At 40.7% G+C, this 14810-nt stretch carries 11 protein-coding genes; 4 read left to right on the top strand and 7 right to left on the bottom strand.

Translation table 11 applies throughout. The features are described 5' to 3' along the window. The first annotated feature begins 56 nt into the window (after positions 1–56). From ACL9RM_RS09050 to ACL9RM_RS09040, 3 genes are read left to right on the top strand one after another with little or no spacing between them, the layout of a single operon-like run. Positions 57–1745 (top strand): spore germination protein, encoded by a 1689-nt coding sequence (locus ACL9RM_RS09050; RefSeq protein WP_414126265.1) that lies wholly within the window; start codon positions 57–59, stop codon positions 1743–1745. 24 nt (positions 1746–1769) lie between these two features. Further along, positions 1770–2873, top strand: coding sequence for a GerAB/ArcD/ProY family transporter (locus ACL9RM_RS09045; protein ID WP_414126303.1), 1104 nt, complete (start codon positions 1770–1772; stop codon positions 2871–2873). Further along, positions 2866–4062 carry a Ger(x)C family spore germination protein gene (locus ACL9RM_RS09040; RefSeq protein WP_414126266.1) on the top strand — a complete coding sequence of 399 codons (1197 nt, stop codon included), beginning with the start codon at positions 2866–2868 and terminating at the stop codon, positions 4060–4062. Before ACL9RM_RS09045 ends, ACL9RM_RS09040 begins: the two co-directional genes overlap by 8 nt. A gap of 113 nt (positions 4063–4175) precedes the next feature. Here ACL9RM_RS09040 and ACL9RM_RS09035 read toward each other — a convergent pair whose 3' ends face one another. The 7 genes from ACL9RM_RS09035 to ACL9RM_RS09005 form a co-directional block, all read right to left on the bottom strand. Further along, entirely contained in the window at positions 4176–6218 is a 2043-nt protein-coding gene (locus ACL9RM_RS09035) for a serine hydrolase domain-containing protein (protein ID WP_414126267.1), read from the bottom strand. Positions 6219–6341: 123 nt separating this feature from the next. Continuing rightward, positions 6342–7643: an ATP-binding protein gene (locus tag ACL9RM_RS09030; RefSeq protein WP_069291032.1), complete on the bottom strand. Its 1302-nt coding sequence runs from the start codon at positions 7641–7643 to the stop codon at positions 6342–6344. A 1-nt stretch (position 7644) separates the two neighbouring features. Further along, positions 7645–8385: a LytR/AlgR family response regulator transcription factor gene (locus ACL9RM_RS09025; protein WP_069291031.1), complete on the bottom strand. Its 741-nt coding sequence runs from the start codon at positions 8383–8385 to the stop codon at positions 7645–7647. Between the two features lie 210 nt (positions 8386–8595). Continuing rightward, positions 8596–9345 (bottom strand): trehalose operon repressor, encoded by a 750-nt coding sequence (treR, locus tag ACL9RM_RS09020; protein WP_414126268.1) that lies wholly within the window; start codon positions 9343–9345, stop codon positions 8596–8598. Between the two features lie 76 nt (positions 9346–9421). Next, positions 9422–11380 carry a PTS system trehalose-specific EIIBC component gene (gene treP, locus ACL9RM_RS09015; protein ID WP_414126269.1) on the bottom strand — a complete coding sequence of 653 codons (1959 nt, stop codon included), beginning with the start codon at positions 11378–11380 and terminating at the stop codon, positions 9422–9424. Positions 11381–11470: 90 nt separating this feature from the next. Beyond that, positions 11471–13210 carry an alpha,alpha-phosphotrehalase gene (gene treC, locus ACL9RM_RS09010; RefSeq protein ID WP_414126270.1) on the bottom strand — a complete coding sequence of 580 codons (1740 nt, stop codon included), beginning with the start codon at positions 13208–13210 and terminating at the stop codon, positions 11471–11473. Between the two features lie 272 nt (positions 13211–13482). Beyond that, complete coding sequence (locus ACL9RM_RS09005) at positions 13483–14064, bottom strand: LysE family transporter (protein ID WP_414126271.1); 582 nt, start codon at positions 14062–14064, stop codon at positions 13483–13485. A gap of 113 nt (positions 14065–14177) precedes the next feature. On the opposite strand from ACL9RM_RS09005, the gene ACL9RM_RS09000 reads away from it, so the two are divergent. Continuing rightward, positions 14178–14729 carry a helix-turn-helix domain-containing protein gene (locus ACL9RM_RS09000; protein WP_061831117.1) on the top strand — a complete coding sequence of 184 codons (552 nt, stop codon included), beginning with the start codon at positions 14178–14180 and terminating at the stop codon, positions 14727–14729. The last annotated feature ends 81 nt before the right edge of the window (positions 14730–14810 follow it).

Genomic DNA, 14810 nt, shown 5'->3' with positions numbered 1-14810 from the left:
TAGGAACAACTTGTATCTTAAGGAAACATGAATTGAATCGTATGGAGGTGATCATCATGTGGTCTAAAATTATTTCTTATATTCCAAGCTGGAGTACACTCTTTCAAGCAGGCCTCGCGTTGGTTATTCCTTTAGGAATTTATTATATAAACACATCGATTTATTCGTTTGTCGGCAGTAAGGGGGCAAAATCCAAACATTCTTCTGATCGTCCGCTTTCCGATGAACATAACGAAGGCGATGCTGATCAACAGCATGAACCAAGCTCCAAAATTACAGGGAATTATGATTCCGACTTAAAGTCGATCCGAGAGGCTATAGGCGAAAATAGTGATGTGCATTTTCGTGAGTTTGTAGTAAAGAAATATCATGCTCGGTCCGTGTTAATCTTCATAGAAGGTATGCAGGATGAAAAGCTTATGAGCAAGCAGGTATTGGAGGTCTTGATGTTCGAGGGCCAGCAGGACCCACAGCGCCCACAGGAACAGCAGGAAAGTATAAGTAACTCCTTTATAAAAGAAAACTTGATGCCACTTACTCAAATTAGTGAAGTTGCTGATATGGAGGACCTGCAGGAGTCTATACTTTTAGGCCATACTGCCTTATTAATTGAAGGAATGAAGGGAGCACTGCTGGTGGGCTCGCCCAATGGCGCCATTCGCTCCGTCAATGAACCAACCTCTGAAGCATTACTTCGGGGTCCCCGCATTGGTTTTACGGAGGTATTAAGTGAAAATACTTCGATGCTTCGACGCCAAGGCTTAAACAAAAGTCTGGAAATGAAGAAATTTCAAGTGGGAAGCCGAATCAAAAAAGATCTGGTTGTCGCGTATATAAAGGATATTGTGAATCCAGATCTCCTCGAAGAAGTAACGCGCAGAATTTCAAAGATAGACATGGATTTTTTGGCTGAATCCGGTTATGTGGAACAACTTATTGAAGACAATTATTTAAGTCCGTTCCAGCAGGCTCACAATACAGAGCGCCCCGACCGTGTCATTAATGCTTTGTTGGAAGGAAGAATAGCCATTTTACTGGATGGGACTCCCTTTGCACTTATTGTTCCGGTGACCTTCAGTATGCTGCTTCAATCACCTGAAGACTATTATGAGCGCTGGATTCCAGGAACACTTTTACGGCTGTTGCGATTTAGCGGGGCTTTTATAGCGCTTATGGGGCCTGCTTTGTACATCTCTTTTATATCGTTTCATCCCGGTTTGATTCCGACCAAGCTGGTCATTAGCATCATCGAAACCCGTCAAGGCGTCCCTTTCCCATCCGTCATTGAGGTTATGATTTTAGAAATCTCTATCGAAATCCTACGGGAAGCCGGCATTCGCTTGCCCAAACCCATTGGTCCTGCGATGGGCATTGTGGGAGGCTTGGTCATCGGCGACGCTGCTGTAAATGCAGGCATCGTTAGTCCCTTCCTGGTAATTGTGGTTGCGGTTACTGCCATTTCTTCGTTTTCGATACCGACATACAGTGCGGGCATTACCTTGCGTCTTTTGCGTTTCGCCGGCATGCTCTTTGCAGCCATCCTGGGCATGTTAGGAACCATATTGTTCTTTCTGTTAATTTGTATCCATCTGACGAAATTAAAAAGCTTTGGCGTACCGTATGTAACGCCCTTATCCCCTATGCGCCTAAGCGATTGGAAGGATATGTATATTCGAGTTCCTATATCTATGATGAAAAGAAGACCTCTTATGATGAAAACTCAGCAAACCAAACGTAGGCCATGATGCCAAGACGAAGGAGGAGCTATGGTGTTTAGACGCTCTGATGATAAGATCACAACCAAGCAGGCGGCTGTGTTCCTGACCAATACCGTATTGGGCGCAGGGATTTTGACACTGCCGAGAGGTGTAACTGAAAAGGTACAGACTCCTGATGCATGGCTTTCTGTCCTTCTCGGTGGATGTATTGTCATATTGGTCGTCTGGCTTATGGTGAAATTAAGTCAACAGTTTCCTGAAAACACCGTGTATCAATATTCCAGAAGAATCGTGGGCACAATTCCGGGTGGATTTTTAAGTGTGTTATTGATTATATATTTTTTAATCATCGCCGGCTTTGAGATTCGGGTTTTAGCTGAAGTGACCATGTTTTTTCTGCTGGAAGGCACTCCGATCTGGGCGATTGTGATTCCATTCATCTGGGTAGGAAGCTATTTGGTTTTTGGCGGCATTAATCCCATCGCTCGGCTATACCAGATTGTACTTCCGATTAGTCTTTTTTTTCTGCTGCTCTGTTTTGTCTTTAGCTTAAGGATTTTTGAGATTGATCATCTTCGTCCTGTACTGAGTGAGGGGATTTTACCTGTCATCAAGGGTCTGAAATCGACTATTCTTGTATTCTCTGGATGTGAAGTCGTCATGACACTGGTCGCTTTTTTACAGTACCCTGAGAAAGCATTTAAGGCCATGGTAGTGGGGATCAGTATCCCCTTAATTTTGTACTTTTTGACCGTAGTTATGGTGATCGGCGGATTATCGATGGACTCCACTGTGACAAGTACTTGGCCTACCATCAATTTGATGCGCAGTTTTGAAATCCCCGGTTTTCTTTTTGAACGGCTTGAGTTTCCTCTGCTAGTGATCTGGATGATGCAAATGTTTTGTAATTTCTGCAGTTTCTTCTTCAATGCTTCCTTAGGGGTCTCACAGGTGTTCGGTCTTAAATATCGTTATGCGATTTTTGGCTTAATCCCAATTATTTTTATCTCTACAATGACTCCTGTTCGTATGATGGAAGTGTTTAGTCTAGGCGATGCGATCGGATACATGGGAATCGTTATATTTGTTCTGGTTCCGGTACTTCTCTCCATCGTGTTCATAATCAGGAAGAAGGGAATGAAGCAAAATGTGTAGACGCCCTATGCTATCCTTGCTGCTTGCTTTCATTCTACTTATAACTCAAGTCGGTTGCTGGAGCAGCAAAGAAGTAGAAGAGCTCAGCATATATACAGGACTGGCTCTGGATAAGGGGGAGCTCACTCCATTAGAGCAGAATCTGGAAAAGAAAGGCAGTCGTTACTTCAAGAAAAATAAAATTACCGCCAGCGTACAAATCGTTCCCAAAAAATCATCTGGAAGCACAGAGCAGCAAGGCGGTGGCGGACAAGGACCAAACTATGTCAATATAGCAGCCACTGGGGATTCTTTGCTTGAAATCTTCCGGCAACTCTCTCTCCGTTTGGACCGCCCGGTTATTGGTCACCATCTAAAGGTCATGGTGGTTGCCACCGATTTGGCGAAAGAACAAACGATGCAGCAATTAATGGATTTTGTGCTACGTGATAATGATATTCGCCCGAGTTGTTTGGTCTTCTTAAGCAAGGATCGAGCAGCTAGCACTTTAGTTACCAAATATGAAGACGAGGTCCCATCCATTCATATTTTGTATATGCTTCGTAACCATTTCAGAACCAGCAAGGTAATGAGGGGAGTCAATTTGTCTGAATTGGATGGGTTGATGCACTCCAAAAAAAGCTATATATTACAGAACATCACTGAATCAGATGGAGAATTAGAATTTTCAGGTGCCGGGATTATTAAAGGAGATACCGGTCACTGGATAGGTACTTTGGGACAACAAGACGTGGAGAGTATTGGATGGATTACCGGTGATGTTAAAGGTGGGGCTGTCAAAACGTATGACAAGCGGAATGAAGCCATAACTTACGAAATCAAATCGGTAAAAAGCAAAATAACAACCAAGGTGACCGAGGGCAACGATATCTCGTTCCACGTAAAAATTGAATCTAAAGGACGTCTAATCGAAAACTGGGATGATAAAGCGGACCCGACTGAGACACGAAACATGAAAGAGGCAGAGAAAGAATTTGAAGAACAAGTGACTCGCAGGATTAAGTCTGTTATGCACAAATTACAGTCAGAATATAAAGTCGATGTTGCCGGTTTTGGTGATCATTTGCATATCGAGAAACCTCAGGTATGGAAAAAGGTAAAGGATGATTGGGATTACAAATTCAGCAAAATACCCGTAACCTTCGATATAAAATTATCTATTACGGATTTAGGCTCATCTGCTGAATGAAAAAGTCGAATTGGCCTTATATAAAGGCCAATTCGATTTAAGATTCGCGGTTATCTACTTAACCTTCCAACGCTGCAACGGTCGTTCCTGAATTTCCAGAAGCGGCTACACGCTTAATTCAAATTGATTTTAAATACATCCCCTGCATTGCCACCCAAAACGATCAAGCCACCTTTGGGCAGTACAACCGAATTGTTATTGCTAGCAGTTGAAAATTGTACAACCGCTCCGTTTTCATCATAGACAGCGAAGCCTCCGCTTGTTGGAAAATCAACGGTCATCGTTTTATTAGCTGAGTTTTTATCTATTTTATACCATGTGGCTTGGCCATTAGATGGTATGGTGTACACTGACTTTCCTCCCAAGATAGGTTTAACAGCATCTTCACTGATATAGGATTGTCCATCTATGGTTAAATACTCCGAACCATCCTTGGTATAAAAATTCAGATCAAATGCATCTCTTCCACTCATAACAGGAATCTCAACGGCATTTACTGCTTTATTCTCATCCACAATTTTAGTACCACTTGCGTATCCATCATGATCAACGGATATTTTTTTCGTTATAAATGAGGGGGCCAGATAAAATATGGAAGATATCTTTTCATCCAAAGCATAATAATTTTTCCCATTTCTGTTTTCCCATGCCTTTTTAACTATGGGATTTATAGGATTGGCATCTAGCTTTTGATATTCATAAGTCACCATAACCATTTGACCTAATCCCGGAAAGTTTAAATATAGGTTAGCCTTAATATACGTTTTCCCGTTTTTTTGTTTGTCAAAGCTTATGGCTACACTGCCATCACTGCTTTTAAATTGTCCATTGCCTGTATACACATATTTTTGCGCCGGGACGAATCCATCCAAGAAAGCAGGTAAATCAAACTCACCGTTTTTAATCTCTACATTGATGGTTGTACCCACAGAACCGTATAATCCCGAATAAGAAAGTAAATCAGATGGCATTTCCACTTTTACAGGAGGCTCAAATGTTTTCTCCGGTATGATGTCTTTAATGATGCCCTTATCTTTTAAAACTTCCAATAAAATGTTAGAAGCAAAAATACTATCTAAGATGGAAGACCCTCCAGATGAAAGCACAGCCATAGAAATATGATGCTCTGGTATGGTGATCAAAGTAGAGTGATACAAAACAGTATCCCCACCCTTGGATAACGCAGTTATTCCGTAATCACTAAACGGTGCCAACTGAACCGCATCCCAACCAAGTCCATAATTAAAGCTGTTTGTCTCTTCAGGTACCCATATTCCATTTCGATATTCATGACTTTTCATGGACTTCGCCGATTGTGCAGACAGAATATCGGGTCTGTTCCCCGTTAATACTTCTGAAAACATAGCCACCTCTTCTGCGGTGGAGTATAAGCCCCCTGTCCCGATGACATTGGCATTTTCAACCGGTAAAGCTCCCTCAATCGCAGGAAAATAAGTTTTGGACAGCTTTTGTCTATCAAATTGATCGAGAGGTGTTTTGGTAGATTTCAAACCTAAAGGTGTACTAATATGCTTTGCCAGGAAATCGGTGTAACTTAGACCGCTCACCCGCTCAACCAATATTTCAAGCAATTGAAATCCATCATTGGTATATACGGAATATTCGCCAGGGTTTGATTTTAAAGTTTCTGATTGCAACCTTAGCAAGAGCTCATCATGATTTTCTGTATCATTGTCATTAAATAACATACTATTTTTATAGTGAGCACCGTAAAGACCTGACGAATGATTTAACAGCATACGGGGTGTAATTTGTTTGTATCTTTCATCAGACATTTTAAAGTCCTTAATGTATGTTGTTAGCGGCTGATCAATATCTACCTTATGGGCATCGACCAGCATCATCGTTGCAGCAGATACATACATTTTGCTTGTAGAGCCTATACCGAACATCGTATCTTTGGTGATCGGCTCGTTGGTTGCTTTATTCTTTACACCCACGCTATCCGATAATACAATGTTTCCTTGGTCCATAATGGCATACTGTACACCGCTAGCACCGTATTTGGATACCAGCTCCGAGGCTAGACTGCGAGCCTTTTCCTTGATGGGTTCAGCAGTGCCTTGAGCAAAAGTATTCGTCATCGGCAGTACAAAAAGCATAGCAGAAACGAACACAGCTATTATTTTCTTCATTCCATATTTCCTCCTCTTATAGCTTCACCAGGCTTTATTACTGACCTGATCATACAATGAACGAGGATTCTATATAAAAAAACACCCTTAAATGTAAAAAACAATCCCTAAACAACATGATGTCTAAGGAATGTCCTTATAAAATGGCAATAAAACCATATTATTGAATACTTTATTTTTCGTTTCAATGGTCATATTCCCACCATATTTGTCACATATTCTAGATATATTGGTTAAGCCAATACCATGAAAATCCGGATTTGATTTTTGACTATGCAAATGAGCCACTTCATTCTCCACATGATTAAGGATGTGAATGAAAAGCGCAGACTCATTGGAATGTATTTTAATAAGAATGTACCTGTCATCGGCAATCTTGACCTTTTTAGATGCTTCTATGGCATTATCCAGCAAATTCCCTAGAACTACACATAAATCATAACGTTCAATATTTACTTTCTGTGAATATAAGTGAAGTTGGGTATCTATCTTTATGCCATTGGCTTGCCCAATATTAAGACTATTCGTGACAAGGGCATCTATAACCAGATTACCGGTATTAACCCTTTGATATGCTCCTTCGATTTTATTTAAGGTAACCTTAATATGTTCACTTGCCTCTGCCAATTCATTTCTCTTGATACATTCTTCAATATACAAAAACTGTTGGTGTGTATCATGAATGATTCTTTTTATATTTTTGAAGCTGTGAACCGTTTTTTCGTAGTTAGCATCTTGGTAGTCCATCTGATGTTGTAATTGAGCATTTTCATGCATTAATTGAAATTTTTCAATGACATTATCAAAAATATATATGATAAAAACATTTAAGGAAATAAAGCCAATAATAGAACCAAAATAATACATATTCTTTTCACTATAAACAGATAAAACATTGACCTGGTATAAACTTATGATGGGAACGATTAGAAATAAAATATAGTAACGATGCTGCAAAGGGAAGGTTCTGCGTTTGGCAAATAGCCGTATAATCTGAATGACAGCAAACATGATAATGCAGCTGAGTAACATAACCTTAGAGAATATCAAGTGATCTTGTCCACTCAAATGGCTAAAGTTGCTAATTTTAACGGAGCCTACAGCATATAAAATATAAAGAGATATAAAATTAACGATGGTTATCAATACAGCATAAAGAATAGAAAAAATGATCTTTGTCTTTATTTCCACTGTATACGATTGCGCTAAACTAAATATGACAAGTAATGCTAAAATCGAAGATACCGCAGGAGTCAAATAAACACTTAAATATAAGGAATTCAGCAACCCAAAAATAATGAAGTACACGAATCTGTTCGGCTTTCGATTGGACTTATCAAAAACCGAGTTAAAGTAAAAATTCACTTGGAAGCACATAACAAGGACAACGCAAAGATTAAGAAGCAGGGAGTTATATTCCATCATATTAATGCATCTTCATGATCATAAATTTGGTATATAAATCTTTAACTTCTTTTATTTTAGAACGCCCAATAGGTAACTTCACATCATTTGACATCAAAACATCACCGCCAGCAAATTTTTTCACATGAATTAAGTTTATAATAATCGAACGATGAATTTGTAGAAAATTATGTTCTTTTAATGCTGAAGCATAGTCCGAAAGAATCCCTTTGCTATCATAGGTTTGAGTAGAGGTTACAAAATGCAGTTTGTTTTTTATGGTTAAGCTTTTGACCACTTCAATACTAATGATATCATCATATTTTAAAAGCACTTCCTCATAAGCTGACTTGATGATAACGAATTTTTTATCGAGAGATTGAAAATATTGACACAGCTTTATCATTTTTTCCTCAAAGATATGGGGAGCAATCGGTTTTATTAAATACTGAAATGTGACTACGTCAAAACTTTCCACCATATATTCAGGGTAGCTCGTTAAAAAAACAATCTGTTCATCCAGGTGATTTAAACTCCTTATTTTTTGGGCGGTTTGAATTCCGTTCATGCCATTCATTTCAACATCCAATATTAAGATATGGAATGGAGACTCATGGTTTTGATAATGAGATACCAGCTGTTCTCCGGAGTCGAATAATTCAACTTTAAATTCTATACTGGTCTTTATCGACAAAGTAATCAGCATATTTTTAACAAGTTCTCTCTGCTTGTGCTCATCATCGCAGATCGCCACTCTATACATAAATAACATACACCTCGTTCCCATTGCATTGATCATGGAATTGTATTCTAAACAGTATATAACCTTTTAATATCCAATAAACAGCTTTTGGATAAAACGCAAATTCAAATCCCTCAAATGCCAGTATACAAGCTTGCTTAGCAGTTGCATCCAAGGTAAAAAAGAAACCCTCGTCTTAAAAGACGGGGTTTCTTAACTATTTTATGATCGTTATTTTAAAAAATCTGCTCTCTTGTCTTCACCGTGGGAACGTCTGGCAAAGTCGATAAATTGGAATTTGTCTAGCCGATGCCTTGACTCGGTATACTGGAACAACGTGGTGTCCTCCAGATAAACATAGTTACGCACTACGACCACATGAGTGTAGTTCTGAAGGTCCATCAGCCTATGATCTTCTTCGTCTGCATTTTCTACAGAAACCACTTTTTTGGCATAACTAATTTGAAGATGGAGCTCTCCCTCCAAATATTCGTAGATGGACCCACGACTAATTTCCTCGGTAAGCACAGGTACAATGTCTGATCGAAAGTAATCTTTATCCAGTATGACGCATTCACCTTCAATCTCACGCGCACGAATAACTTTCCAGACCAAATACTTGTCTTTGTCAATCTCAAGATGATTGGCTATGTCATCTGGAACTGGAATTAGCTGATTTTCATGTACAATGGTTCGTGATGTACGCCCAATTCGTTCAGACATTTCCTTGAAACTGACCAGTCCTCCTATAGGAAAATCCATCCGTCCAATATCCAGAACAAAAGATCCTTTAGCTTTTATTTTATGGATATACCCATTTTGTGCAAGCAAGTGAAGTGCTTTACGTACGGTTTCACGAGAAGTGTTATACTCTCGGGCCAGTTCATTTTCAGATGGCATTTTCGTGCCTGGAGCCAATTCGCCTGTCTGGATCTGTCCCGAGTACTCCTGATAAATTTGCAAAAATATATTCTTTGTCAATTTTCATCACCACGTTCATTGTAGCATTCTTTCACTTCCCTGTTCACTATAATAGACTGTGCGAATTGAATCTGAATTAATTCCTATGACCTGATGAAGAATTCAAATGAATTCTCATTAAGGTATACTGCAAATCGTCTGCCTCACCTGGCAGTTCCTCAACCGATTCAATCATACTCTGACCATCCGGGACAATGACTGGTGTAATGACGGGATATCCGGATTTCTGAATCAGATCACGGTCAAATTCCATCAGTAGTTGTCCTTGCTCCACGGTTTGATTGGTCTCCACATGCATGGTGAATCCCTCACCCTTCAGTGACACCGTATTGATCCCCACATGTACCAGAATCTGTACACCTGTCGAATGCTCCAAAATCAAGGCATGCTTGCTTTTCATCATGATATGAATAACTTTTCCCCTGAATGGGGCAAGAATCTTGCCATCCTTCGGTTCCACTGCAATACCTTGCCCCATCTGCCGTTCGGCAAAAGCCGGGTCAGGGACCTGTTCCAACGGTACAACACGTCCTCGTACGGGAGTCCTCACTTCAAGCACATCTATTGCGGTATTTTGCGGAAGCGAGTCTTTTTGTACGGAATCATTGGCTGGTGCAGCCTGACGGCGCTTAGTTAACAACTTGCCATACATTAAAGTTAAAGCAAATGGCACAATTAACACGATCGCCATCCCGATGAAGAATACACCCCAGTTGTTTGGGAAAATAGACAAGAAGCCTGGAATCCCGCCCACACCAATGGAAGAAGCCATCACATGATTTACGGTGAGCAGTATACCTGCAATACCGGAACCGATCATTGCGAATACAAACGGATATTTATATCGGATATTCACCCCGAATATGGCAGGCTCGGTTACACCCAGAAATGCAGACACTGAAGAGGTAAGAGCCAATCCTTTTCCCTTTTGCTCCTTCAATACCAGCATCATTGCCAGTGCTCCGGCACCCTGAGCGATATTGGACAGCGCCAGCATCGGCCAAAGGAATGTTCCACCCTGCGTACCAATTAATTGCACGTCCACCGCCAGGAAAGTATGGTGCATTCCCGTAATCACGAGCAAGGAGTACAAGCCTCCATAAATCAGGCCTCCCAGCGCAGGAGCCAAATCGAAAACGTATACAAGACCAGACGTAATAGCATTACCAATCATAAAAGTAACCGGACCGATCACTGTAAATGCCAGAAATCCCGTTATTAATAATGTAATCGGTGCTACAAGTAACAGTTTAAATGAATCTGCTATCTTCTTATTTAGGAATTTCTCAATGTGCGCGAGCACGTAAGCGGATGCTAAAACGGGTAAAACCTGTCCTTGATAACCAATCTTGTTCACTTCCCACCCAAACAAATTCCAAACCGGGACGGTTCCTTTGGTAACGGCATCTGCATAACCGTATGCACTTAGCAGATCTGGATGAACCAGAATCAAACCCAGTACGATCCCGAGTAAAGGACTGCCGCCAAACCGGACAACAGCCGACCATCCAATTAAGGCAGGTAGAAATGTAAAGGCGGTGCTGGCAATGGTGTTAATGATAGCAGCAAAGTCGGTCCATTGAGGATAGACCTGAACCAGAGCCATACCTTCGAAGAAGATTCCCTTGCCAGTCAAAATATTATTTATTCCAAGCAATAAGCCTGCAGTCACGATTGCGGGCAAGATGGGGATAAAAATATCTGCCAGCGTCTTGATAGCACGCTGAATTGGATTTTGTTTTTTGCTTGCCGCATTTTTGACATCGTCTTTAGAAGCCCGACTACCTCCTGTAATGGAGATCATTTCGTCATATACTTTATCCACCAGACCTGGGCCAATCACGACCTGATATTGTCCTTGTGAAGAAAATTGGCCTTTGACCAGATCATTTTGTTCAAGTGCATCTTTATCAACCAGCTTATCATCATAAAGGGCAAATCGCAGACGAGTTACGCAATGCGTAGAGGCCTCTATGTTGTCTTTGCCACCAACGGCTTTTATAATGTCTTCTACCTGTGATCTTTCAATCGCCATTTAGCCCACTCCCTTAACGTTTGCTCATTTTAAAGTAGCAACCCCGGTTATCAAAATAACGTGCCCGGGGTGCTACTAGATGTCTCCATACTATTCACTAAGTCTACGAACAATCCACATATATGAAGCATATGGGGTTAAAGAGATCACTTGTTTTAGCTCTGGGGCGTGCTGGGTATTACCAATTAAGAGCTCAGCCGCATCCAACGCTTGATTTATTAATCGTGAATAAAATGAATCCGGTATACGGAATTGCGCATCCTGTCCGCTAAAATTAGAGATGACGATCAAAGTCTCCTCTTCATTGCTGCGTTGATAGGCGTAGACCTGAGGATGAGCTTCGTCCAAGCGTTGATAATTCCCATCGGTAATGACTTGCACCGTCTTACGCAGATGAATTAGCTTACGATAATGGTGATAGATAGAGTTCGGGTCCTCTAACTGAGCCTGAACATTAATCTGTGGATATCGTTCATCTACTTTAATCCAAGGAGTGCCTGTAGTGAAGCCCGCATTGCGAGTGCCATCCCACTGCATCGGTGTTCTCGAATTATCACGAGACCGCTCTCGAATGATATTCAATGCTTCTTCTGCACTTTTGCCTTGCTCCTGTAAAATACGATACATATTCAGAGATTCAACATCCCGAAACTCTTCAATGTCTGCCCACTGCGGGTTGGCCATCCCAATTTCTTCACCTTGAAATATATAAGGTGTACCTTGAAGACCATGTAGCGTGGTTGCCAGCAGCTTGGCGCTTTCCGCATGGTATTGGCCATCATCCAAAAAGCGAGAGATTGCCCTTGGCTGATCATGATTATTAAAAAACAATGCACTCCAGCCGCCACCCTGTTGCATGCCCGTTTGCCAATCCGAGAATAGCTTTTTCAGCATTTCAAAATCATATGGCATGAGTTCCCACTTCTGTCCATTTGGGTAATCCACCTTCAAATGATGAAAATTAAAGGTCATGGACAATTCTTTTCTCTCTGGATTGGAATAACGGATGCAGTGCTCTAGGGAGGTAGAGGACATCTCACCCACAGTGACGCTATTTTGTTTGGCAAATACTTTCTCATGTAACTCATGAATGTATTCATGCACATGTGGACCGTCCGTATAATATTTACGTCCGTCGCCAGGAACCGTGCTCCCATCATCATTCGAGAATTGTTGATCTTTGGAGATCAAGTTGATGACATCGAGCCGGAAACCACTGACTCCCTTCTCAGCCCAAAATTCCAGCAGATTGACAACTTCCTGACGGACTTTGGGATTTTCCCAGTTTAGATCCGCCTGAGTCTTATCAAATAGTGTCAGGAAATATTGGCCTGTTGCCTCGTCATATTGCCAAGCAGGTCCACCAAATTTGGAAACCCAATTGTTTGGTGGTCCACCATCGGGTGCTGGATCACGCCAGATATAGTAGTCCCTATACTCACTATCCTTAGAAAGCCGTGCCTCCTGAAACCAGGCATGTTCTGTGGAAGAATGGTTAACCACGATGTCGATCATTAAGTACATCCCACGTGCCCGGATTCCCTCGCTCAATTCTTCAAAATCCTGCATTGTTCCATAATCAGGATTAATCCGGCAATAATCGGCTACATCATACCCGTTATCACGTTGTGGTGAGACATATACAGGCTGCAACCAGACAATATCAACACCCAGTTTTTTTAAATAATCCAGCTTTTGCGTCAGCCCTCTTATATCACCGGTTCCTTTGCCCGTCGTATCGTTAAAACTTTTGGGATAAACCTGATAGACTACTGATTTACGCCACCAATCTTTATCTTGAGGAATTAAAGTCTTGTTCATTGCTTCCATTCATGCTCATTCCTTTCTTGCGAAATGAAGTAGCGTAAAAATAATATAACGCTTTCAATATCTTGTATATACAAGATTAAGTCATGTATATACAAGTTGTCAACAGCTTTATCTATTAAGGTAATACCCGTTTTGCAGCTAAATGATCAGGAGACTCATCCATTCTGTTCGATTGTATGTTATGACTCGTAGAATAAGCTCAATTCACACGAAAAAAAGGCTCCTGCCTATAGTCAGGAACCCTTCTTTTCTATGATGAATAAGGTGCTCATTTACATCCATATCGATAGTGCACTATAAAGGAGCAATAAGGACATTATGATATTGAAGGAACGCTCATGCTTATTCAAGAAACGTTGAAACACAGCGCCAAAAATCGCCCAGCATACTACAGCTACAAAACCAATACAGGTCAGGAGTAATGAAATCGTAATAAGCTCTACATACGATACATCATAAGGCATTACAAACGTTGAAATGACCGTAATACCATACAAAATGATTTTTAAATTGATAAATTGCAGCAGCAGTCCTGATTTGAAGGAATATCCCTCATTGTGATCATTATCGTCCGTAGAGGATTTGCTCCTTGCAATTTTCACCGCCAGATAGAGCATGTACAGACTGCCGAGGACATTCATCCAGATCTTAACTCGTGGCAAAAAATGATACAAAGCAAGATTAAAATAGCAGGCTAACAGCATAATAGCGAAACAGCCTGCTGTTACTCCCAGCAAGAATGGGAATGCTTTTTTCAAACCCAACCGTCTGGCACTGTCTAAAGACATAATATTGTTGGGACCTGGCGTAAAGCTGGTAACAAGTACATAAGAAAGGAACGGAATAAACGGCATGCAACAATCAACTCCCGTATGTTATAATTGAATGAAATGTACGTTGAAGCGCACATTTGTACTTTATGATTGTACAATATGTTCTTTATAAAGCACAATAGGAGCGAAGAATTATGGAGAATATTAATCTGATTTTAAGTAAAAATTTGAAGTATCTAAGAAATGAAAGAAAATTAAGTCTAGATAAATTAGCTGATCTGACGGGGATCAGTAAAACGATGCTCGGTCAGATTGAGCGGGGAGAATCTAATCCCTCGATTACAACCGTATGGAAAATTGCGAACGGCTTAAAAATCTCTTTCACTGCTCTGATTAATGAACCACCTGCAGATGCAGTAGTCGTTCCTAAAAGCAAAGTACAAGTGCTTGAAGAAAATAATCACTATCGGTTGTATCCGTTTTTCCCCTATGAAGGAAGTAGAAATTTTGAGGTTTACACCGTAGAGATTGAAGCAGGCGGGGAACTGAGTTCAGCGCCGCACCGTGAAGGTACAGAAGAATTTATTACGGTATTTGAGGGTGAGATGGTGGTAAAAATTAGCGAAGAAATGTACACGGTTAAAGCTGGGGATTCGATCCGCTTTAAAGCAGACCGCCCACACATTTACTATAATCTAGGAGAAACACTGGTTCGGATGAATATGATTATTTATTACTCTGTATAGTCCTCCAAGAGATCCTAAGTGTTCAAGTCTTTAAATTCAAATGATCCTATTAAAATAAGAAGCCCTTTTAATAGGATCATC

The organism is Paenibacillus sp. S29 (assembly GCF_049319765.1).
Taxonomy (GTDB): domain Bacteria; phylum Bacillota; class Bacilli; order Paenibacillales; family Paenibacillaceae; genus Paenibacillus; species Paenibacillus polymyxa_B.
This window is presented reverse-complemented; position numbering and strand designations above follow the sequence as displayed.